The 21,918-nt window shown below is 64.9% G+C and carries 17 protein-coding genes; 9 read left to right on the top strand and 8 right to left on the bottom strand.

Annotated features, from left to right (window positions below):
* Positions 1–6: 6 nt before the first annotated feature.
* The 3 genes from sucD to ACCQ06_RS17065 all read left to right on the top strand — a co-directional run bounded on the left by sucD (position 7) and on the right by ACCQ06_RS17065 (position 3,368).
* Positions 7–882: a succinate--CoA ligase subunit alpha gene (gene sucD, locus ACCQ06_RS17075; RefSeq protein ID WP_011038208.1), complete on the top strand. Its 876-nt coding sequence runs from the start codon at positions 7–9 to the stop codon at positions 880–882.
* Positions 883–1,334: 452 nt separating this feature from the next.
* A complete protein-coding gene (locus ACCQ06_RS17070) occupies positions 1,335–1,706 on the top strand; it encodes an endonuclease domain-containing protein (RefSeq protein WP_316687851.1) in 372 nt (123 codons plus the stop codon).
* A 21-nt stretch (positions 1,707–1,727) separates the two neighbouring features.
* Complete coding sequence (locus tag ACCQ06_RS17065; RefSeq protein WP_316687849.1) at positions 1,728–3,368, top strand: NAD+ synthase; 1,641 nt, start codon at positions 1,728–1,730, stop codon at positions 3,366–3,368.
* On the opposite strand, the gene ACCQ06_RS17060 is transcribed toward ACCQ06_RS17065, so the two are convergent.
* Both ACCQ06_RS17060 and ACCQ06_RS17055 read right to left on the bottom strand, forming a co-directional pair.
* Positions 3,362–4,339 (bottom strand): glycoside hydrolase family protein, encoded by a 978-nt coding sequence (locus ACCQ06_RS17060; RefSeq protein ID WP_316687847.1) that lies wholly within the window; start codon positions 4,337–4,339, stop codon positions 3,362–3,364. The two genes, ACCQ06_RS17065 and ACCQ06_RS17060, sit on opposite strands and share 7 nt — an antisense overlap.
* 253 nt (positions 4,340–4,592) lie before the next feature.
* A complete protein-coding gene (locus ACCQ06_RS17055) occupies positions 4,593–5,474 on the bottom strand; it encodes an outer membrane protein assembly factor BamD (RefSeq protein ID WP_055848912.1) in 882 nt (293 codons plus the stop codon).
* 120 nt (positions 5,475–5,594) lie between these two features.
* On the opposite strand from ACCQ06_RS17055, the gene rluD reads away from it, so the two are divergent.
* From rluD to ACCQ06_RS17035, 4 genes are read left to right on the top strand one after another with little or no spacing between them, the layout of a single operon-like run.
* On the top strand, positions 5,595–6,590 hold the full coding sequence (rluD, locus tag ACCQ06_RS17050; protein ID WP_228325303.1) for a 23S rRNA pseudouridine(1911/1915/1917) synthase RluD: 996 nt from the start codon (positions 5,595–5,597) through the stop codon (positions 6,588–6,590).
* 1 nt (position 6,591) lies between these two features.
* On the top strand, positions 6,592–7,407 hold the full coding sequence (gene pgeF, locus ACCQ06_RS17045; RefSeq protein WP_316687842.1) for a peptidoglycan editing factor PgeF: 816 nt from the start codon (positions 6,592–6,594) through the stop codon (positions 7,405–7,407).
* A complete protein-coding gene (locus ACCQ06_RS17040) occupies positions 7,404–7,934 on the top strand; it encodes a DUF4166 domain-containing protein (protein ID WP_316692645.1) in 531 nt (176 codons plus the stop codon). Before pgeF ends, ACCQ06_RS17040 begins: the two co-directional genes overlap by 4 nt.
* A complete protein-coding gene (locus tag ACCQ06_RS17035; protein WP_228325302.1) occupies positions 7,921–8,355 on the top strand; it encodes a thiol-disulfide oxidoreductase DCC family protein in 435 nt (144 codons plus the stop codon). Before ACCQ06_RS17040 ends, ACCQ06_RS17035 begins: the two co-directional genes overlap by 14 nt.
* A gap of 122 nt (positions 8,356–8,477) precedes the next feature.
* On the opposite strand, the gene ACCQ06_RS17030 is transcribed toward ACCQ06_RS17035, so the two are convergent.
* Positions 8,478–10,346: a methyl-accepting chemotaxis protein gene (locus tag ACCQ06_RS17030; protein ID WP_104616309.1), complete on the bottom strand. Its 1,869-nt coding sequence runs from the start codon at positions 10,344–10,346 to the stop codon at positions 8,478–8,480.
* 442 nt (positions 10,347–10,788) lie between these two features.
* On the opposite strand from ACCQ06_RS17030, the gene ACCQ06_RS17025 reads away from it, so the two are divergent.
* On the top strand, positions 10,789–11,016 hold the full coding sequence (locus ACCQ06_RS17025; protein WP_228325301.1) for a hypothetical protein: 228 nt from the start codon (positions 10,789–10,791) through the stop codon (positions 11,014–11,016).
* A gap of 61 nt (positions 11,017–11,077) precedes the next feature.
* Here the strand turns inward: ACCQ06_RS17025 and ACCQ06_RS17020 are convergent, their stop codons facing one another.
* From ACCQ06_RS17020 to ACCQ06_RS17000, 5 genes are all read right to left on the bottom strand, one after another.
* The gene (locus ACCQ06_RS17020) at positions 11,078–13,516 is read right to left on the bottom strand and encodes a membrane-bound PQQ-dependent dehydrogenase, glucose/quinate/shikimate family (protein ID WP_316692644.1); all 2,439 of its coding nucleotides are present in this window, start codon (positions 13,514–13,516) and stop codon (positions 11,078–11,080) included.
* A gap of 917 nt (positions 13,517–14,433) precedes the next feature.
* On the bottom strand, positions 14,434–15,801 hold the full coding sequence (otsA, locus tag ACCQ06_RS17015; RefSeq protein ID WP_228325300.1) for an alpha,alpha-trehalose-phosphate synthase (UDP-forming): 1,368 nt from the start codon (positions 15,799–15,801) through the stop codon (positions 14,434–14,436).
* Positions 15,798–17,576: a glycoside hydrolase family 15 protein gene (locus ACCQ06_RS17010; protein WP_316687837.1), complete on the bottom strand. Its 1,779-nt coding sequence runs from the start codon at positions 17,574–17,576 to the stop codon at positions 15,798–15,800. Before ACCQ06_RS17010 ends, otsA begins: the two co-directional genes overlap by 4 nt.
* A gap of 40 nt (positions 17,577–17,616) precedes the next feature.
* Positions 17,617–18,381, bottom strand: coding sequence for a trehalose-phosphatase (gene otsB / locus ACCQ06_RS17005; protein WP_316687835.1), 765 nt, complete (start codon positions 18,379–18,381; stop codon positions 17,617–17,619).
* 266 nt (positions 18,382–18,647) lie between these two features.
* Positions 18,648–21,083, bottom strand: a complete 2,436-nt coding sequence (locus tag ACCQ06_RS17000) for a TonB-dependent receptor plug domain-containing protein (RefSeq protein WP_316687832.1) — start codon at positions 21,081–21,083, stop codon at positions 18,648–18,650.
* A 329-nt stretch (positions 21,084–21,412) separates the two neighbouring features.
* Here ACCQ06_RS17000 and ACCQ06_RS16995 point away from each other — a divergent pair, with 329 nt between their 5' ends.
* The gene (locus ACCQ06_RS16995) at positions 21,413–21,892 is read left to right on the top strand and encodes a DUF3574 domain-containing protein (RefSeq protein WP_228325296.1); all 480 of its coding nucleotides are present in this window, start codon (positions 21,413–21,415) and stop codon (positions 21,890–21,892) included.
* The last annotated feature ends 26 nt before the right edge of the window (positions 21,893–21,918 follow it).

Genomic DNA, 21,918 nt, shown 5'->3' with positions numbered 1-21,918 from the left:
CTATCCATGTCCGTTTTGATTAACAAGAACACCAAGGTGATCGTGCAGGGCTTCACCGGCCAGCAGGGCACCTTCCACGCCACTCAGATGATCGAGTACGGCACCCAGGTCGTCGGCGGCGTGACCCCCGGCAAGGGCGGCACCACGCATATCGACCTGCCGGTGTTCAACACCGTGGCCGACGCCGTGCAGAGCACCGGCGCCGATGCGTCGGTGATCTACGTGCCGCCGCCGTATGCGGCCGACGCGATCCTGGAAGCGGCTGCGGCCGGCATCAAGGTCATCGTCTGCATCACCGAAGGCATCCCGGTGCTGGACATGCTGCGCGTCAAGAACGTGCTGACCCGCTCGCATCCGGACACCGTGCTGATCGGGCCGAACTGCCCCGGCGTGATCACCCCGGGCGAGTGCAAGATCGGCATCATGCCGGGCCACATCCACAAGCCGGGCAAGATCGGCATCGTGTCGCGTTCGGGCACCCTGACCTATGAAGCGGTCAAGCAGACCACCGAAGTGGGCCTGGGCCAGAGCACCTGCATTGGCATCGGCGGCGACCCGATCAACGGTCTGAACTTCGTCGACTGCCTCAAGCTGTTCAACGAAGACCCGCAGACCGAAGGCATCATCATGGTCGGCGAGATCGGCGGCGACGCCGAGGAAGCTGGCGCCGAGTACATCAAGCAGTTCGTGAAGAAGCCGGTGGTCGGCTTCATCGCCGGTGCGTCGGCTCCGGCCGGCAAGCGCATGGGCCACGCCGGTGCGATCGCATCGGGCGGCAAGGGCACCGCCGAAGGCAAGTTCGCGGCGATGGAAGCCGCTGGCGTCAAGACCGTCCGTTCGCCGGGCGATCTGGGTGCGGCGATTGCTGCGCTGGTGAAGTAAGTACTCGCTGCGCGCAAGTCTGCGAGTTGAGAGAGGCCACCTTCGGGTGGCCTTTTTTATGGCTCGGTAGTGCTTCCCTCATCCGCCCTTCGGGCACCTTCTCCCGCATGCGGGAGAAGGGAGTGACGCACACAGTTGCGTGGCTGATAGATGGCCGGAGCGGGAGCGGGAGCAGGAGCAGGAGCAGGAGCAGGAGCAGGAGCAGGAGCAGGAGCAGGAGCAGGAGCAGGAGCAGGAGCAGGAGCAGGAGCAGGAGCAGGAGCAGGAGCAGGAGCAGGAGCAGCAGGGCCGGACTACTTTAGCTTGGTGCCTTGGATTTCCCCTCTCCCGCTTGCGGGAGAGGGGGTAGGGGTGAGGGCGGCTTTCCCCTACACCCCAAATCGATCGCAACCGATCGCTGGCACGGGCAGTTCCATAACACGCTGTGATCTGACAAAAACCCGATGCATCCAATGCGCGCTGGCGAAAAAATCCGATTCGCGAAAACCTTGCGGCGCCAGATGACTGCCGCCGAGCGTTTGCTGTGGTACCGCCTGCGTGATCGGCGCTTGCTGGGCTTCAAGTTTCGCAGGCAGTGTCCGGTCGGGCCGTACATCGCCGATTTCGCCTGCCTGGACTGGGCATTGATCGTCGAACTTGATGGCAGCCAGCATCTGAACGCTTGTTCCGATGCAATACGCGACGCCTTCCTGCAGCGCGAGGGCTTCCAGCTGCTGCGCTTCTGGAATAATGCGGTACTGGCGCGCACCGACGCTGTGTGCGACGCGATTGCGCAACGTCTGTGCGTCGCTCGTTCTTCACTTCCTCCTTCCGGTGTTCGGTAGGAACCGCAAAAGGCTGCCGATATGTCCCAGACCCTCCGCATCGCCATGGCCCAGTTCGACTTCCCGGTTGGGGCGGTGGCAAAAAATACCGATCGCATCATCGAGTTCATGGCCACGGCACGCGATGAGTTCGAGGCGGATATCGTGCTGTTTCCCGAACTGGCGATCAGCGGCTACCCGCCGGAAGATCTGCTGCTGCGTCCCGGATTTCTGGCGCACTGCGAGCAGGCACTCACGCGCATCGCGGCGAGTGCGCGCGGCATCGTCGCGGTGGTCGGCTGGCCGCAGAGTGCCGGCAGCGTGGTCTACAACGCGGCCAGCGTGTTGCGCGATGGCCGCATCGAAGCGACCTACCGCAAGCGCGAACTGCCCAACTACGCGGTGTTCGACGAGCGTCGTTATTTCGATGTGGATCCGGATGGCGACAATTGCGTGGTCACGGTCAAAGGCGTGCAGGTGGGCGTGGTGATCTGCGAAGACCTGTGGTTCGCCGAGCCGCTGGCCAAGACGGTGCATGCCGGCGCCGAGCTGGTGCTGGTCCCCAATGCCTCGCCGTACGAGCGCGGCAAGCACGCGCAGCGCGATGCGCTATTGGCCGAGCGCACGCGCGAGAGCGGGGCGGCGATTGCGTATCTCAACGTGGTCGGCGGCCAGGATGCGCTGGTGTTCGACGGCGCGTCGGTGGTGGCCGATGGCGACGGCACCGTGCATCCGGCCGCTGCCGCCTTTGTCGATCAATGGCTGGTGGTGGACTACGCCGCCGGCGAACGCCGCTTCACTCCGGTGGTCTGGGTGGACGATGGCGACGAGAGCATGGACGCGCTCGCCTGGCGCGCGGTGGTGCGTGGCCTGCAGGATTATTGCCGCAAGAACGGCTTCAGCAAGGTGTGGCTGGGCCTGTCCGGCGGCATCGATTCGGCGCTGGTGCTGGCGATGGCGGTCGATGCGCTGGGTGGCGATAACGTCACCGCGGTTCGGCTGCCGTCGCGCTACACCGCCGGTCTGTCCAACGATCTGGCCGAGGAGCAATGCCGTGCGATGGGCGTGAAGCTAGAAACCATCGCGATCGAGCCGGCCTTCGAAGGCTTGCTCGCCGCGCTGGGGCCGATGTTCGAAGGTACCCAGCCGGATGTCACCGAAGAGAATCTGCAGTCGCGCAGCCGTGGTGTGATCCTGATGGCGCTGTCCAACAAATTCGGTGGGCTGCTGCTGACCACTGGCAACAAGAGCGAATACGCAGTGGGCTACGCCACCATTTACGGCGACATGTGCGGTGGCTACGCGCCGCTGAAGGATCTCTACAAGACCGAAGTATTCGGCCTGGCGAAATGGCGCAATACCGTCGGCGGTGCGCCGGTCATTCCACCGGCGGTGATCTCGCGCCCGCCGTCGGCCGAGCTGCGCGACAACCAGACCGACCAGGATTCGCTGCCGCCCTACGATGTGCTGGACGGCATCCTATACCGCTATGTCGACCAGGAGCAGTCGCGCGATGAGATCGTCTCCGCCGGTTATGCCGCCGACACTGTCGAACACGTGCTGCGCCTGGTGCGGATCAACGAATGGAAGCGCCATCAGGCCGCGCCCGGGCCGAAGGTCTCGCGGCGCGCGTTCGGTCGCGAGCGGCGTTACCCCATCACCAACGGGTATTCCGGTCAGTAATCCGGCGCGCCGGCCATCGCTGCGGTGGCCGGCGGTTGCGCAAAGCGGGTGAGCAACTCAAGAGTCGGCTTGGGTCGCGTCAGGTCGTACATCAGGCCGAAATGGCCTTCTGCGCCCTGGATGGTGCTCTGGTCCAGCAACTCGTAGACATTGATCTCGGACACGACGTCGGCATAGTTGGCGCGCACGTTGCGCAGCAGCTGCGCCAGGCTGTCGTAGCAGCCGCGGTCGCCTTCCGCGCCTCCGCTGGTGTTGCCGGTGTAGACCTCGGCGCAGTTCAGCTCGTTGAAGAACACCGGCGTGTTGTAGGTCTGCGCAGCCGTGCGCAGCTGGCCAAGGTACAAGTCCGTCCAGTAGCCGGCATCGTGGTGGAAGGCGTAGTAGTGGAAGCTGATGTGGTCGAAGTCGAAGCCGGCGGCCTTGGCCTTGGCAAGAAACCAGAGCGAGCCATTGCGGTCGCCCGGGCAACGCGCGTTGGCGCTGCGGTCGTCGCTGTTGCAGGCGGTGATGTTGATGGTGAAGCGCAGGCCCGCGCCTAGTTCATTGGAGGCCTGGCGCATGCCCAGATACATGGTGGTCATCGCGGCGATGCGGGCATCGGCGTCGGCGCGCACCAGGTCCTGTTCGTTGCCGATCTCCCAGACCTTGATGTCGGCCGCATAGCGACGTGCCAGTTGGTAACCGATCTCGCGCGACATCGGGTAGACCATCGGGCGTAGCGTGATGCCGTACTGACGCGCCAGTGGGACCAGCGCATCCAGCGTTGCGTAATCGCGCGGATCCACATCGAAGCGGTAGCTGCGCAGATTGCGCGCGGCCAGCAATTTGAAGCGTGCCTCGGCCTGGTTCATGGGGTAGCCGGGGCGATTGTCGTGGGCGTTGACGCCGTAGACGATCGGGGCCGCGACTGAGACCGTGCTCAGTGTTGCCAGCGACACCGCGAGCAAAAATAGGGCGATGAGACGAGACATGCGGCCTCCTTGGCTGGCGCCGGCGGGGAGTCGGATCTTCTGGAGAGTTGAGTATAGGCAGGCCAGCCGGGCGGTTCGGTGATCTGGCGCCGGTTACGGGACGCGCGATGCGTGAGCGGGGGATCGGTCGGGTGCGCGCCTAGGCTAGAGCGGCATAGCGCTTTTCAAGGTGGCGACTGCTTGTTGCACCAATCTCGCTGCCACGAAAAAGGGGCCTTTCGGCCCCTCGTGAATTCGGCAGTGATTGCAAGTGTTAGTCGCGGCTCATCTGTGCATTGCGCTGACCGGTAGCGGCGGACTTCTCGCCGGCAAACGGGTTGAGCTTGCGGATCGCCCAGGGGTACTTCGGCCAATTGCCGGTCAGCCACGGGTGCTGCGGGCTGTTGAGTTCGAGCACGCGGCGTGCGTCTGCGGCCAGGGTCTTGTTGCCCAGGTGTGTGTAGGCCTCGGCCAGCACCGCAACGGCGTCGTATTGATAGGCGCTTTGCGGGTAGGTTTCCAGCAGGTAGTTGGCGCGGCCGGCTGCGGACACCCAGGCGTTGCGGCGCAGGTAGTACAGCGCGTTATCCAGCTCGTGCTGGGCGAACACGTCGCGCAGTTCGATCATCCGCTTGCGCGCGTCGGGCGCGTAGCGGCTGTTGGGATAGCGGTCGGTGACCGTGTTGAAGTCGTTGTAGGCCTGCTGCGGCGACGACAGATCGCGGCGGCTCGGGTCCAGCGACCACACCCGGCGCAGGAACACCGTGTCGCGGTTGCTGTTGGCCAGCCCGCGCAGGTAGTACAGGTACGAGATGTTGCGGTGCGTGGGATAGGTGCGGATAAAGCGGTCGACGCTGGACACCGTGTCGTCGTGCTTGCCGGCCTTGTACTGGGCGTAGGCGCTTTCGATCATCGCCTGCTCGGTGTACGGACCATACGGGTACTGGGCGATCAGGCGCTTGTAGCTGGCTTCGGCGCCAGCCCAGTTGCCTTTCTCCATCAGGCCGTGGCCTTTGCCATAGAGCTGCTCGACCGGCATGCCCTCATCGGGATTCTTGTCCTTGGCGCCGCGGTGGCAGCCGGTGACGACGAACGCCATGACCAGCATGAGGGCAATCAGGCGCGCAGGCGCGGAAAACGTGGACCGTCGGATCATGGGTCTGGGCAGGACGCGTCAGGAAAACGAAAGCGCGATGATAGCCTAGTGGCCTGTCCGGCGACTGACTCCTGCCGCCCGGACCCCCAAATTCCCGTTTTTGCCTGAGTGCCCGTGTCCATGTCCGACCCATCTGCCGACCCCACCGACCCGTCCATCCGTCAGGCCATCGTGCCCGATAACGCCGCAGGGCGCCGTTTCGACGCGGTGTTGGCCGAGCTGTTCCCCGAATTCTCGCGTTCGCGGCTGTCGGAGTGGATCAAGTCCGGCGATGCGCTGCTGGATGGCGAAATGGCGCGTCCGCGCGACACCTTGCGCGGCGGCGAGAGCGTGCAGCTGCAGGTGGTGCTGGAAACCCAGACCCATGCCGCCCCGCAGGACATCCCGCTGAACGTGTTGTACGAAGACGACCAGGTGCTGGTAATCGACAAGCCTGCCGGCCTGGTCGTCCACCCGGGCGCGGGCAATCCGGACGGCACCCTGGTCAATGCGCTGCTGTTCCGCGACCCTGCGCTGTCGGCGGTGCCGCGCGCCGGCGTGGTGCATCGCCTGGACAAGGAGACCAGCGGCGTCATGGTGGTCGCGCGCACCGTGCAGGCGCAGACCGCGCTGGTGGAACAGCTGTCCGCGCGCGATGTGCATCGCCAGTATCTGGCGGTGGTGGTCGGTGCGCTGGTGTCCGGCGGCACCGCCAATGCGCCGATCGACCGCCACCCGCGCGATCGCCTGAAGATGGCCGTGCGCGACGACGGCCGCGACGCGGTCACCCATTACCGGCTGCGCGAACGCTTCCGTGCGCATACCGCGCTGGAATGCCGCCTGGAAACGGGGCGCACCCATCAGATTCGCGTGCATATGGCGCATCTGAAGTCGCCGATCGTCGGCGACCCGCTGTACGGCGGCGCGCTCAAGCTGCCCAAGGGCGCCACCGACGAACTGGTGCACGAACTGCGCACCTTCAAGCGCCAGGCGCTGCATGCCGAAACGCTGGAATTCCTGCATCCGGTCAGCGGCCAGCCGGTGCGCGCCACCGCGCCAGTGCCGGCCGACCTGCAGCGGCTGATGACCGCGCTGCGCGAAGACAGCGCACGTGCCGCCGAGCTGGCGCGCCGCTGACATGGCCGTGGCCGCACCGTTTGTGCTGGCGGCCGACTGGCCCGCGCCGCCACGCATCCAGGCGCTGACCACCTTGCGTTACGGGCTGGGCGGCTCGCTGCCGCCGTTCGACACGCTCAATCTGGGCAACCGCAACAGCCCAGAGGGCGATACGCCCGAGCAGGTGGAGCGCAACCGGGCACTGCTGGTCGAGGCGCTGGCGTTGCCGAGCGCGCCGCACTGGTTGCGGCAGGTGCACGGCGTGGAGGTCGTGCGCGTCGAAGCGCCGCTATTTGCATCCGATGCGCGGTCCAATGGCGCGGGCGATCACGCGCCAGCTGCGTCCGAGCCGACGGCCGATGCAGTCGTCACCGCCGTGCCTGGCGTGGTACTGGCGATCCTCACTGCCGATTGCCTGCCCGTGGTGCTGGCGGCGGCCGATGGCAGCGAAGTGGCGGCCGCGCATGCCGGTTGGCGCGGGCTGGCCGACGGCATGCTGGAGCGCAGCGTGGCCGCCATGCGCACGCCTGCATCGCAGTTGATCGCATGGCTGGGGCCGGCTGCGGGACCGCAGGCGTATGAAATCGGGCAGGACGTCTTCGATGCCTTCGTCGCCGACGATACGCAGGCGCAGGACGCCTTCATCGCCACGCGGCCGGGGCATTGGCGGGTGGATCTCTATGCACTGGCGCGCCAGCGCTTGCAGCGTGCCGGCGTGCCGGCCAGCGCGATCCATGGCTGCGGCCTGTGCACCATTTCCGATCCGCAACGCTTTTTTTCGCACCGCCGCGATCGACGCAGCGGACGCATGGCCACGCTGGCCTGGATCGCACCCTGAGCACGCCGCTATTTGCGCAGGTACTGGGCCAGGATGCCTTTGCGCAGCTGCCTGCGCCGGTGCGCGCGCTGCATTCGGTGCAGCAGCGGCAGACCTTTGGCGGACGGGCGCGGATCCAGCGCGGTCGTCATGCCTTGGTGCCGTTGCTGGCGTTGCTGAGCCGGTTGCCGCGCAGTGGCGAGGTGGATGTCGAAGTGGAGTTTCTGGTCGATGCGCACGGCGAGCGTTGGCATCGGCGGTTTGCGGGGTTGCCGATGTATTCGCGGTTGTGGCGGCAGGGCGGCGCACTGCGAGAGCACCTGGGCGCGGTGCGCTTCGAATTTGCGCTGCGCGCCGATGCCGACGCGTTGTACTGGCAGGCCACGCGCGTGTGGGCGTTCGGCGTGATTCCGCTACCTGCGCGCTGGTTCGATCAGGTGCGTTGCCGCGAGCATGCCGACGCCGGCCGCTATGGATTTTTCGTCGACGTACACTTGCCGTTGGTCGGGCCGTTCATTCGCTACGAGGGTTGGCTTGCGCCACGTTGAATCCCCGCAGGTCGCTACGCGCAGTGCGCCGGCCACCATCGTGTTCGATGGGGTGTGCCTGCTGTGCAATGGCTGGGTCAAATTCCTGCTGCGCCGAGATCGGCGCGGGCGTTATCGCTTTGCTGCGATGCAGGGGCAAGCCGGGCGTGCGTTGTTGCAGCAGCACGGGCTGGATCCGGATGATCCGTTGTCGTTTCTGCTGGTGGACGGCACCGGCGCATGGACCGACAGCGATGCGATCGTGCGCGTGCTGGCCGGTTTGGGTGGTTTTTGGCGCTTGTTTGCCGTGTTGCGCGTGGTGCCGCGCGGCCTGCGCGACATCGGGTATCGCCTGATCGCACGCAATCGCTATCGCTGGTTCGGGCGCACCGAGCACTGCATGCTGCCAACACCCGAGCAGCGTGCGCGGTTTCTGGATTAGCCCTCTCCGCTGAGAAGCCATCCTCGCGTAGGAGCGCACCCGGGCGCGATTGGGCTTACCGGGAACGCTACGTCGCGCCCGGGTGCGCTCCTACTGGGGCTGCAATTTGCTGCGCTGGCGGTTTAGGCCGCCGCGCTGTTGAAGCTTGCGCGCACAACACTCGCGTTGCCGCTGTGCGCAGGCTGCAGGCGGAAGATCGAAACCGCATCGGCCAGTTCCACCGCCTGTTCTTCCAGGCTGCGTGCGGCCGCGGTGGCTTCTTCCACCAACGCGGCGTTGCGTTGGGTGACCTCGTCGAGCTGCGCGACGGTGCGGTTGACCTGTTCGATGCCGCTGGATTGCTCGGCGCTGGCTGAGGTGATCTCGCTCATGATGTCGGTGACGTGTTTGACCGAGCCGACGATCTCGCGCATGGTCGCGCCGGCACGATGCACCAACCCCGAGCCCAACTCCACCTTGTCGGTGGAATCGGCGATCAGCGTCTTGATCTCTTTTGCCGCATCGGCCGAGCGCCGCGCCAGTGCGCGCACTTCGGAGGCGACGACCGCAAAGCCGCGGCCCTGTTCGCCGGCGCGCGCCGCTTCCACAGCGGCGTTCAACGCCAGGATATTGGTCTGGAACGCGATACCGTCGATGACACCGATGATCTCACCGATCTTGCGCGAGGCGGTGCTGATCTGGCTCATGGTGGAGACCACATCGTCCATCACCTGGCCGCCGCTCTGCGCCACTTCACCGGTGCCTACCACCAGGCGGTTGGCCTGCAGCGCGCTCTCGGCGTTTTGCTTCACGGTGGAGGTGAGTTCTTCCATCGAGCTTGCGGTTTCTTCCAGGTTCGCCGCCTGCTGTTCGGTACGTTCGGACAGATCGGTATTGCCGGCAGCGATTTCCACCGCCGCCTGGCGGATGGTGTCCGATGCCGTCTGGATGCCGCCGATGATTTCGGTCAGACGGGCGACGGTCTGGTTGGTGTCGTCGCGCAGACGCGCAAAGATGCCGTGCGCATCGCCGTCCACGCGCTGGGTGAGGTCGCCTTCGGCCAGCGCGCCGATCACGCGCGCCAACGCGGCCAGGTGGGTTTCCACCGAGTCGTAGATGCGGTTGATGCCTTGCGCCAGCGACAGCAACACGCCGTCCATGCCGTCGACCTGCATGCGGCGGCTGAAGTCGCCAGCCGATGCCGCGTCGATGATCTGCATCAGCGCCTGCTCGGCGTTGACCTGCGCGGTGACGTCCATCCACTGCGCGATGGTGCCCAGTTTGGTGCCGTCGGCGGCAATGATCGGGCTGTAGACGAAATCGATCTGGCGGCCGAAGAACGGGGCGCGCACGGCCTTGGATGCAGTCAAGGCGCGCATGCGATCGATGGCGGCTTGGCTGTCGGGATAGATGTCGCCGATGCTGCCGCCGACGAACCCTTCGGCATGGAAGCTGGGGCGGAAGCTCTGCACATCCGGCTCGATCAGCTTGAGCATCGCGAGCAGCTTGCGGTTGGCGAACAGCACCTGGCCGTCGTCGTCGGCGATGCGGATCATGGTGTCCAGATCGTCGAGTGCCTTGATCACGAATTGCCCATGGCGCAGGCCTTGTTCCATCACGTCGATGCGGATGGCCAGCTTGTCCTGGGCTGCCTGCAACGTCTGCAGCAGCGGTGCGAGCTCACCGGATGCGGTGCGCAGGTCCAGGCGCTGGAAGCGGCCTTCGCCCAGCGCAGCGACCGCATTCACTGCCTGCTGCAGCTGCGCGCTGTTGCGACGACGCGTCCACCACCATAGGCCAACGCTGGCCGCGCCGAGCACCAGCAGGGCCGGGAACAGCTTCGCGAACGCGCTACCGATGCCGCCGGGCACCAGCGTGGCGGCGTAGAACGTCAGCAAAGCCAGCAGCCCGAGGTGTGCGGCAGCGGGCATCCATGCAGTCCAGGTGGTACGCGCAACGTTTGCGCCCGCCGGTGGGCGGGAAACGGGTGCGGCATCGTGTGAAGGCAACATAGGCTGAGTCCAACTAGTGTTCTGGGATAGGGGGAACGGTGTGCTGCAGGAGTGGCTGCAATGGGGGTATCGGCGGCCGAGCCCGAATCATGATGGTGTGAAAGGACCGTTTATCGGAATGCGTGCTGCGGACCACGTAAAAAGCTGATGTGGTTGATTTGGAAGCGTTTTCAGTTGCGGTGCGTATGTTTTGAGCAACTCGCGGGCGCCCGGAATCGGTGTTGGTAGTTGTAAATTTCGCGTGAATTTAGATCGTCGTGAGGTCGGGCAATTCCGTGCTCCGATGGAGTGCACATGGGCTGTTTGCTTCCATCTGATCTGGTCGCGGCGACTAGCGCGCGTTGCACCATTGCCGGTAGTCCGACATCGCGCTGAAATCGGAGCGGGCACGAACCACCGCCATGGCAGTGCAACGGGCGTCGGGAAATCGCAGCAGGAGAACGTGAAAGGCAGCGATCCGAAAAACTTCGCCAAAGACCACTATCCGACAAGGCTCGGTGCGATGCAGATGGTTCGCCCGTCAAACCGCAGTTCCGGCACACCTGTCATCGGCGGACGCAACACCGTGCAGTCAGGCGTACCGCCAGAACCACGGATTCCGACCGCACACCGCATGCTCCGCCGCATCCGGGCAACGACGATCCGGCCGATCGGCAGGCCGCACCCATAAAAAAAAACCGGCCGTCTCGCGACGGCCGGTCTGTGGTGTCACTGCACGACGGGTCTGGCGATTACTTCGCTGGCGCCGCCTTTGCATCGTCCGGCAATGCCCAGGCGATGACGCTGTCGCCGGACTTGGTTTCCATGCGGTCGTGTCCACCCACGGCGGCCACGATGTACTGCTTGCCATCGATGGTGTAGCTCATCGGGGCAGCCTGCGGGCCGGCCGGCACGCGGGTTTCCCAGACCTGCTTGCCGGTGCGGGTGTCGAAGCCGCGCATGAAGTCGTCCAGGGTTGCGCCGATGAAGGTCACGCCGCCGGCGGTGGCCAGCGAGCCGCTGTTGTTGGGCGTGCCGATCTCGAACTTGGTCTTGGACGGGATGCCCATCGGACCCTGGTCGTAGCCGGTGCCCAGCGGACGGCGCCACAGCACTTGCTGCGTGCGCAGATCCACACCGGAGATGTAGCCCCACGGCGGCGCCACGCACGGGGTGTTGAGCGGCGACATCCACGGCTCCTTGCGGGCGCCGTAGGCCAGGCCCTTCTGCGCCATGTAGCCGGGGGTCTTGCTCTTGCCGTCGAACACCGACACGACGCCGAGTTCGTTCATTTTCTCGCGGGTATAGACCTGCAAGGTGTAGGGCAGGCGATTGCTGTTCATCACCATGATGCCGCGCTGCAGATCGACCGAGACGCCGCCCCAGTTGATGCCGCCGTGGTTGCCGGTGAACGCCAGCGAGCCTTGCAGCGTCGGCGGGGTGAACATGCCTTCGTAGCGCAGCTGCTTGAACTGGATACGGCAGGCCAGCTGATCGAACGGGGTCATGCCCCAGGCATCGGATTCGATGATGGTTTCGACCTCGCGGCTGGGCGCGCCCACGGTGTTGGGCATGCCCGGCGAGATCGGCTGGGTGGCAGCGGTCCAGTCGCCATGATCGGTGCCCTGCGGCACGGCCATCTGCTTGACCGGCATCAACGGCGCGCCGGTGGCACGATCCAGCACGAACACCTGGCCGGACTTGGTGGCCTGGATCACTGCAGGACGGGTGCCGCCGCCGGCGACCGGCCAATCGACCAGGTTCGGCTGCGGGCCGATGTCGTAATCCCACAGGTCGTGGTTGACGGTACGGAAATGCCAACGCTCCTTGCCGGTAGCCGCGTCCACGGCGACCAACGAGGCGGTGTATTCCTCATCCTGCGGGGTACGGCCCTTGCCGAAGAAATCGCCGGACGCATTGCCGGTGGGCAGATACACCAGGCCCAGCTCGTCGTCGGCCGCCATCAGCGACCACACGTTCGGGGTCGAACGCGTGTAGGTCTGGCCAGCTGGCGGTTCGGCGGTGATCGCCGGGTTGCCCAGATCCCAGGCCCAGCGCAGCTGGCCGGTGAGGGCATCGAAGCCACGCACCACGCCGGACGGCGCATCGCCTTCCTGACCATCACGCACCTGGCCGGTCGGCTGGATCACCACGCCGCGCATCACCACCGGCGGCGAGGTCGGGCCGACGAAGCCCGGCTTGGTATTGCCGGTGCCTGCATTGAGGTCCACATAGCCGTTGTTGCCGAAGCTGGCGCAAAGCTTGCCGGTCTGCGCGTCCAGCGCGCCGAGGCGGCCATCGACCATCGGCCAGAAGATCCGCGTCGGGCACTCGGCAGTGCCTTCCGGCGCCTGGTAGTACGAAACGCCACGGCAGGTGGTGGCGGCCACACCGGCCATCGCCTTGGGGTTGGTCTGTGGGTCGAAGCGCCAGCGCTCCTTGCCGTTGGCCGCTTCCACCGCGATCACCTTCTGGGTGGGTGTGCAGATGTACAGCAGGTCGCCGATCTTGAGCGGGGTGTTCTGGAAGGCGTAGCCCAGCTTGGAGCCGGCCGGCTTCAGATCGCCGGTATGGAATTCCCAGGCCACCTTGAGGTTCTTCACGTTGTCCGGGGTGATCTGCGCGCCGGGGGTGTAGTGATTGGACAGGTTGGAACCGGCATACGCGGTCCAGTTGCTGGCGTCGTGATTGGCAGCGACATTGCCGTCCGGGCTGGGTACGTTGCCGCGGCTGAAGGCGGTGGCAGTGTCGGCCGGTTGCTTCGATGCATCCGCCAGTTCCACATCACGCGGCACAAACAGCGGCCACAGGATCAGGGCGGCGCCAAGGATCGGCAGCACGCCGGTCACCACGGCATAGCCAGCACCGGACAACGGCTGCATGCGCCGACGCGCCACGCCCCAGAACGGCAGCAGTACCAGGCCCAGCACCGACATCCAGGCCAGACGCGGGACCAGGCCCCAGCCATCCAGACCCACTTCCCACAGCGCCCACGCGATGGTGGCGGCCAGCGTGGCGCCAAACAGCCATAGGCCGGCACGTTTGCCCAGCGCCAGCAACACGCCGGCCAGCAGCAGCGCGATGCCCGCGAGCAGGTAGTACCAGGAACCGCCGACAGCGACCAGGCGGCCGCCTTCGTAGGCGAGCACCGCACCGAGTACGGCGATCACCACCGCATAGGCCACCAGCAACCAGGTGCCTAGCCCACGTTTTGAGGATTGATCAGTCATTTTGAGATATCAGGAAGGACTTGGGCGGCATGCACCGGCGACAAGTCGTGGAGGGAGAGAGGTCACCCGTTGGCAAAGGCTGCCGGCGACCTTGGATATGAACGCGCAGCCCCTCCCAGGGTCCTCAGCGCTACTCATGTGAATATTTTAGACCTCTGAGCGCCGCCTGTCCGTGACGGAATAGGAACCACCGTTCCAACCTGCAGTTCGGATGCACTGAATTTGCGTGGAGTTGAGCAGTGCAGCGAAGGACGCTGACATTTCGGCGGATGCGCGGTGACACCTGACGAGCGATCCACGCAAGACTCGCTGTCGCTGTGCCTTTCTGCTTTGCTATTGCTTTGGCTTCGCTTGTCTTTTTGCGTTGGCCTCACCCAGTCGCCTTAAAGCAAGCCGAGCATCGCAGTCATGCGTGGCCGAAGAGGCGCCCTTGTCTGAGCGAATCGAGTTTGAGCGCCGTGCCGCGCATGGGGAGGAGTACAGCGCACCGGTGCGGCCGTATCGCAGCGGAGTGCGTCGGGCGACAGCGGTTGAGGCCGGGCTTTGGGAATCGACAATCGGGATTTGCAAACCACTGCGGTCACTCCAGCACCACGGTGAATCCAGAGCACAGAGCCGAATCAAGAGCACAGTGCTCAATCCAGAGTACGTCGCTCGCTCCAAAGCACAGCGCTCAAGCCGGGGCTGCGACAGTCCATCGAGCACAATGTCGGATTGCTCGCGTGACTGCCGTACCCTCATCCGCCCTTCGGGCACCTTCTCCCGGAGGGAGAAGGGAATGTATCCAGCCTCTCGCAAGAAGAATGTCTCCAGCCTCTGGCGGGAAGAAGGCAATGCACGCAGCGAGTCTGCGTACATTGCCCCGCACCGAGGAAAGCTTAGGCGTCTGCGAGCGCCTGCAGATACCGTTGGCGCCAGTGGTTGATGTTGTTCTTGCGCAGATGATCCATCATCGCTCGCCACCGCTCGATACGTGTTGCCAACGGCATGCTTGCTGCCGTCGCAATGGCATCTGCCACACCGTCCAGATCGTGCGGATTGACCAGCAGCGCTTCCTTCATTTCGTCTGCCGCGCCGGCCAGCAACGACAGCACCAGGACACCGGGATTCTCAGGGTCCTGCGCGGCCACAAATTCTTTGGCGACCAGATTCATGCCATCGCGCAATGGCGTTACCAGGCCCACCGATGCGGCCCGATAGAAACCAGTCAACGTCGCATGGCTGAAGTTCTGGTTGACGTAGCGCAGCGGCGTCCAGTCCGGCCCTGCATGTCCACCATTGATGTGGCCGGCGATCTGTTCCAGCTGCCCGCGCAATTGACGGTATTCGGTGACATCGCCGCGCGATACCGGTGCGATCTGCAGATAGGTCAGGCTGCCGGATTGATCCGGATAGCGTTCCAGATAGCGCTCGAAGCCCTGGAAGCGTTCCGGCAGGCCTTTGGAATAATCCAGCCGGTCCACGCCGATCGCCAACTGCCGCCCGCGCAGACTCTCGCGCAGATCGCGCACGGCTTGCTTGCTGACGGACGCCTTTGCCTGATTGGCAATCAGATCGGTGTCGATGCCGATGGGGAACGACGAGGCCGTGAAACGTCGCCCACCCGGGCCTTCGACCAGATCGCCGTCAAGAACGCGGCCGCCGCCGAACAGGCGCACATACGCCTTGAAACGTTCGGCATCGCGCTGGGTCTGGAAGCCCACCAGATCGTAGGCATAAAAGGTGCTGAACAAGCGTGCGTGATCAGGCATCGCCTGCATCAAATCGGCCGATGGCATCGGCACATGCAGGAAGAAGCCCATCTTGCAGCCCACCCCCAGCTCGCGCAGCATCGCGCCCAGCGGGATCATGTGGTAATCGTGAATCCACAAGGTGTCGCTGTCTTTCAGTAGCGGCGCGAGTTTTTCCGCGAACAGGCGATTGACGCGCAGATAGCCTTCGCGCTTGGCGCGGTCGTAATCGACCAGGTCCAGCCGGAAGTGCAGCAACGGCCACAACGTGCGATTGGCAAAGCCGTTGTAGTACGAATCGATGTCGCGCTTGTTGAGGTCCATGGTGACGAAGGTGATGTCGCCTTCGGTCTGCTCGTGCATGCCGCCGCTATCGCCACGCACGGTCTTGCCGCTCCAGCCGAACCACATGCCGCCGCGCTCCTTGAGCGCGGCCAACAACCCGACTGCAAGGCCGCCCGCGCGGTTTTCGCCGGGCACTGCAACACGATTGGATACCACCACCAAACGACTCATGACGCCTCCTGCCAGCTCCGCGACAAGCGCATCGCTGCGATGATCAAACCGACATGCGAATAGGTCTGAGGGAAGTTGCCCCAGGCTTCGCCGCCTTCGAACGATAGGTCTTCCGAGAGCAAGCCCAGGTGATTGCGGCGCGCGAGAATGCGCTCGAACAATTCACGTGCCTCGTCCTTGCGGCCGATGGCGGCCAGCGCATCGATGTACCAGAACGTGCAGATGGTGAAGCTGGTTTCCGGCTCGCCGAAGTCGTCGGGCGCGATGTAGCGATACAGCGCATCGCCATGCTTGAGCACGCGGCCGACCGCTTCGACCGTGCGCACGAAGCGGCTGTCGTCGGCATCCACGATGCCGATGTCGGCCAGCAGCAACAGCGACGCATCCAGGCGGTGGCCGCCGAGCGTGTCGGTGAAATGGCCGCTTTCTTCGCTCCAGGCTTCGTCCAGCACGCGCGTACGGATGATGTCGGCGCGCTCGTTCCAATAGGCGCTGCGCTCGGGCAGTGCCAGCCGCTCGGCGATCTTGGCCAGCCGGTCGCAGGCGGCCCAGCACATCGCGGCGGTGTAGGTGTGCACTTCGGTGCGGCCGCGGAATTCCCACAGGCCGGCGTCGGGCACGTTGTGCAGCGCGAATGCGCGCTCGCCCAGTGGTTCCAACCGGCGGAAGGTGTCGGCGTCGCCCTGATCCTTCAGCCGCAGGTCGAAGAACAATTGCGTCGAGGCCAGCACCACGCTGCCATAGACATCGTGCTGTTGCTGGATCCACGCCAGGTTGCCGCGCCGCACCGGGCCCATGCCACGGTAGCCGTCCATCGTGTCGACTTCGTGTTCTTCCAGCTGCGATTCGAAGCCGATGCCGTACAGCGGCTGTAGCGTCCCGTCGCTGGTGGCGATGTTGAAGATGTAGCCGATGAACTGCTCCATCGTGCGCGTGGCGCCCAGCCGATTGAGCGCGCGCACCACGAACGCGGCGTCGCGCAGCCAGCAGTACCGGTAATCCCAGTTGCGCGGCGTATTCGGCGCTTCCGGAATCGAGGTGGTCATCGCGGCAATGATCGCGCCGCTGTCTTCGTACTGGCACAGCTTGAGCGTGATCGCGCTGCGGATCACCGCCTCCTGCCAGTCCAGCGGAATGGACAGATAGCGCACCCATTCGCGCCAATATTCTTCGGTGCGTTCCTGCGCTTCCTGCACGTAACCGGTGAGCGAGCGGGTCAGCGATTCGTCCACGCCCAGCACCAGACTCACCGGGTGGCTGAGCACGAACGGCAAGCCGTCGCGCACGAAGCGTACCGGCACGTCGGTGGTCAGGCGTAGGGTGAATTCCGGCAACACCCAGCGGATATGATTGCTGCCCCAGGTGGTATCGGGCGTGCGGCCACCCCAGTCGGCGAGCGGACGTGCGCGCACGACGATGCGCGGGTTGCCAGCGAGCGGGCGAATCTGCCGGATGATGCTCACCGGCCGATAAAAACGGCCGTTATTGCGCCAGCGCGGTGCGAAGTCGATGACTTCCACTTCGCCGCCGTGGCTGTCGCGCAAGACGGTGCGCAGCACGGCTGTGTTGGGCAGGTAATGCTGCTCGCTGCTGACGAAGTCTTCCAGCTCCACGGCAAAGTCGCCGCCTTCGGTCTTGGGCGAGAGCAGGCTGCAAAAGGCCGGGTCGCCATCGAAGGCGGGCAGGCAGCTCCACACCACGCGTGCCTGTCGATCGACCAATGCGCCAAAACTGCAATTGCCGATGACGCCCAGATCCAGGTTTGGCTCGGTCATGAGGTGCAAACGATCCTGTAAGTAACGAGAGGAGGTGCGCCTACGGTGACGCGTTGCGCGCGTTGTGTTGTAGCCACGCATGCACAGCGGCAGTGCCGTCGACGCGAAAACGCGCACTGGTCTGCGCGCGATCGCCGACCAGAATGCTCCAGCCGCCTAAGCGATTGGCCGCATCGAAGCCGAATTCGTCGGTGAGGTCGTCGCCGACAAACACCGGCGTGCGGCCTGCAAATGCGGCGGTCTGCATCAGTTGTTCGACGGCCAGGCCCTTGTTGCTGCCTTCGGGGACGAATTCGACCACGTGGTCGCCCGGTTGCAGGCGATAACCGGAGAGCTGGGCGATTTCGTCCTGTGCGAAGGCCAACACATCCGGGCCGGCGTCCGGTTGCGCGCGCCAATGCAGCGCAACGCTGACGCCTTTGTCTTCGACCAGCACGCCTGCGTGTTTGTGCGTCAGCGCCGCAGCGCGTTGATGCAGGTCATGCAGGAATGCAGAAGTGTCCTGCGGCATGGCGGCACGTGCGGCAACATCGCTACGCAGCTCATGCCCATGCAGGCCGGCGGCCGGCAGCAGCAATGGTGCGAACAAGGCATCGAGCTGTGCGAGCGGACGCCCGCTGACCAGGGCGATGGCACCGTTGAGGCGCTCGCTCAGCTGGACGACTGCTTCGCGTACCTCGGGCAATAGCCGTACGGCCTCGGGGCTGTCGGCAAAGTCGATCAGGGTGCCGTCCACGTCCAGAAACAATGCGCAGGCATCGTCCAGCAATGGCGGCGACGGAAGGGGGGAATGCGCGTCTGCCATTACGCTAGTGTGCGCAAACCGGTGTGAGATTCAGGTTATGGAACGGCAGTGGGTGTTGGTAGACACGTGCAACTGCCTATCCTTCTCCCCTCGGGAGAAGGTGGCGCGTAGCGCCGGCTGCGGCGACGTGCGAAGCCTCGTGCAGTTGGAAGGACACGGAGGCTTCGCTCCGTACCCTCATCCCAACCCCTCTCCCGCAGGAGAGGGGCTAGAACACGCTCCCAGGGGGAAAGTGGGTTTGCAGCCTGCGCTGTTGATCAGGTTGATCAGAAGGTATATCGCACCCGCCCATACCAGTACGCGCCATTGCTGCCGATCGGCGAAAGCACGTCGTAGGGCAGGTTGCCGAAGTAGGCGATATCGTCGATGGAGCGGTCCGAGTAGTTGTCCAGGATGTTCTGCCCGCCGATGGCCAGCGTCCACTGCGTGCCCAGGTGGTATTCGGCTTCCAGATCCAGCTGCCATTCGGCGCCATAGGTCTGACGTGGCACCAAGCCGCCGCCGAAGTCGAACACCCGGGTGGCGCTGCCATAGCGGTTCACGCGCGTCTGCAGGTTCCAGTGTTGGTTGCTCCAGTTGGCGGCCAGTGCGGCACGCGTGCGCGGTGCCGCATCGGTGAGCGTGTTGCTTTCTTCCACGCCGAACAGCACATAGTCCGGGTTCAAGGCCAGCAATTGCCCGGGTGTTGCGATGATGTTTTCCAGCTCGGTCTTGGCATAGCTGTAGGTGCCGGTCAGCAACAGATCGCCGCCGAACGCGTACTGGCGCCAGTTGGCGACCAGCTCGGCGCCGCGGGTACGGGTGTCGGCGGCGTTGAGGAAATAGCTGGCGCTCTGCACGCCGGTGACACCGAAGTTCTGCTGCACGAAGCTGGTCAAGGCGTCGCCGGTGATGTCTTCGGACAAGGCGATGCGGTCGTCGATATCGATCTGGAAAAAATCCAGCGACAGGTCGAAGTGGTCGCCCAACTTGCTGGTGAAGCCCAGGCTGTAGTTGACCGACTTTTCCGGCTTCAGATCGGTGGCGCCGAGTGCGCGGGCGATCGGGTTGTTGACCGACAGCAGGCGGCCCTGGGTCAGCCGGCCGGCGGCGTCGTAACCGGTGGAGGTGGCTTCGTAACCGATCTGGCTGAGCGATGGGGCGCGCACGTTGTTGGAGATGGCGCCACGCAGCGCGAATGCAGGGGCGAACGCATAGCGCGCGGCTAATTTGCCGGTCCACTGGCTGCCGAAATCCTGGTAATGCTCGTAGCGACCGGCCAGGTCGGTGGAGAATTTTTCACCGAACTGGCTGGAGACGTTGGCATAGGCGCTGGCGACATTGCGCGACAGATCGGCTTCGTCCTGCGGGGTGAGCCCGCCGCCGGCCTGCGAGCCGGTGGGGCGATCGGTGAACGGGCCGGCGGCGTAGCTGGCCGGGTCGCCGGCATGGGTGCGGTATTGCTCGCGGCGGAATTCGGCGCCGGTGCCGAAGGTATGGGTGGCGCCGGCAATGTCGAACACGCGGGTCAGGTCGAAATTTCCCACGGTCTGCGCAAACGCAAAGTCGCCGGTCTTGAACGCGGTGGTGCTGCCCGGGCCGAGCGAGGCGTTGAGCGAGTTGCGCAGGCGGTAGGTGAAGTCGTTGCGGCCGTAGTTGACGCTGGCGTCGTAATCCCAGTTGCCCCACTGCCCACGTGCACCGGCAACAAGTTGCAGATCGCGATTTTCGCCTTCGGAAATCGGCCGGTAGCCGTTGGGGTAGATCTCGCGCCAGTTGGCGCTGCTGTCGGGGTACCGGAAGTAATTGGCGCCTTCGGTGTCGCGCTGGTTGTAGGTGCCGAAGGCATAGAACTCGCCGCTGGCGCTGAAGGGAATCTTGGTGTTGAGCCAGGCGTTCAGGCCCTTGGTGGCGCCGTCGCCGAGCACGTAATTGCGCCGGCCGGCCAGGGCCAGGTTGGCCGGGGTCTGCTCTTCGAACGGCGGGATCTGATCGAAGCCGGCGCGGTTGGTGGCTTCGCGATTCTTCAGTTCCAGGCCGACCTTGAAAAAGCCGCCGTCATCGCCCAGCAGGCTGCCGACCTTGGCGCTGGCGTAGCTGGTCTGGCCGTCGGTGACGCGGCGATCGATCGGCGCCACATCGGTGTTGTAGGCGCCGAAGCTGGCTTCCAGCTCGCCGCGCTCGGGGTTGTCGTCCAGGATCACGTTGATGACACCGGCAATGGCATCGGAGCCGTATTGCGCGCCGGCACCGTCGCGCAGCACTTCGATGCGCTTGATGGCGTTGATCGGGATGGAGTTGAAATCCACCGGCGTGGTGCCCTTGCCGATCTTGCTGTCGGTATTGACCAGTGCCGAGGTGTGGCGGCGCTTGCCGTTGACCAGCACCAGCACCTGGTCGGGCGAGAGCCCGCGCAGCTGCGCGGCGCGGATGTGGTCGGCGCCGCCGGAGTTGGACTGGCGCGGGAAGTTGAAAGACGGCAGCAGCGCCTGCAGCGCGCTGCCCAACTCGCCATTGACCACGCCGGCCTTGCGGATGTCTTCGGCGGTGAGCACGTCCACCGGCACCGTCGATTCCAGCACGGTGCGATCGCTGGCGCGGGTGCCGGTGACGATCACGGTGTCCAGGGTGGTGGCCCCAGCATCGGCCTGCTGGGCCTGCGCGTTGGCGCTCAGTGCCGCGGCCACAGCCAGGCCGATCATCGAAAGGGTGGGGCGGGTCATGCTCTCTCCTGCAACTGCAAACGCGCAGCGGCGCCGGCGTCCGGCCGGGCTGGTGCGCAAGGGGGCGGACTGTTCCACATTCATCCGGATAGAGAGATTATCGTGTTGTTCACGCCTGCGCGAGATGGCGCGGTACGCGCCCCTGCATGAGCTGATACCGCAGCCGCATCAGCGGTGGCGCTACTGACTCGACGTTCGCAATAGTGACGCTCGTACACTTGCAGTATTCGCCTGCCGTTTGCAAGAGTCGACTGCGGTGCGCTACGTGCCCATCGCTGTGCTTAGTCACCCCGATACCTAGTCCCCCCCTGAAACCGTTGGAGAGATCGATGAAGTTGCTGCCGTCCGTGTTGATCGCCGCCGTGCTGGCGTTGTCTGGTTGTGTCACGACGCCGGGCAGGACGCCTGCCGCGGCGACTACCACCGCCAGTATGCAGGGCGATGCGCAACGCCCCGGCGATGCGCATGGGTGGATGCGCAGCGAGCTCTATTTTGGCGTGGGCGAGGAGACCGGCCCGGCCGATCGCCCGCAGACCCGCACCATCGACGAGACGCAGTGGCGCGCGTTTCTGGACAAGGAAGTGACCCCACGCTTCCCGGATGGGCTGACGGTGTTGGATGCCTATGGCCAGTGGCTGTTCCGCGGCGCCAAGGAGCCGAACAGGCTCGGCACCAAGGTGCTGGTGATCCTGCATGAAGACACCCCGCAGCGACGCCGCGACATCGAAGCGATCCGGCTGGCCTGGAAGCAGGCCACCGGGCATCAGTCGGTGTTGTGGTCGCGACAGGCGGTGGATGTGTCGTTCTGAGCGCGCCTGGCCGTTGTTACGTGTGG

The sequence above is a fragment of the Xanthomonas sp. NCPPB 4467 genome, from assembly GCF_041475665.2.
GTDB lineage: Bacteria > Pseudomonadota > Gammaproteobacteria > Xanthomonadales > Xanthomonadaceae > Xanthomonas > Xanthomonas dyei.
Note: the sequence above shows the minus strand (reverse complement) of the source record. Positions and strands in the feature narration are given on the sequence as shown.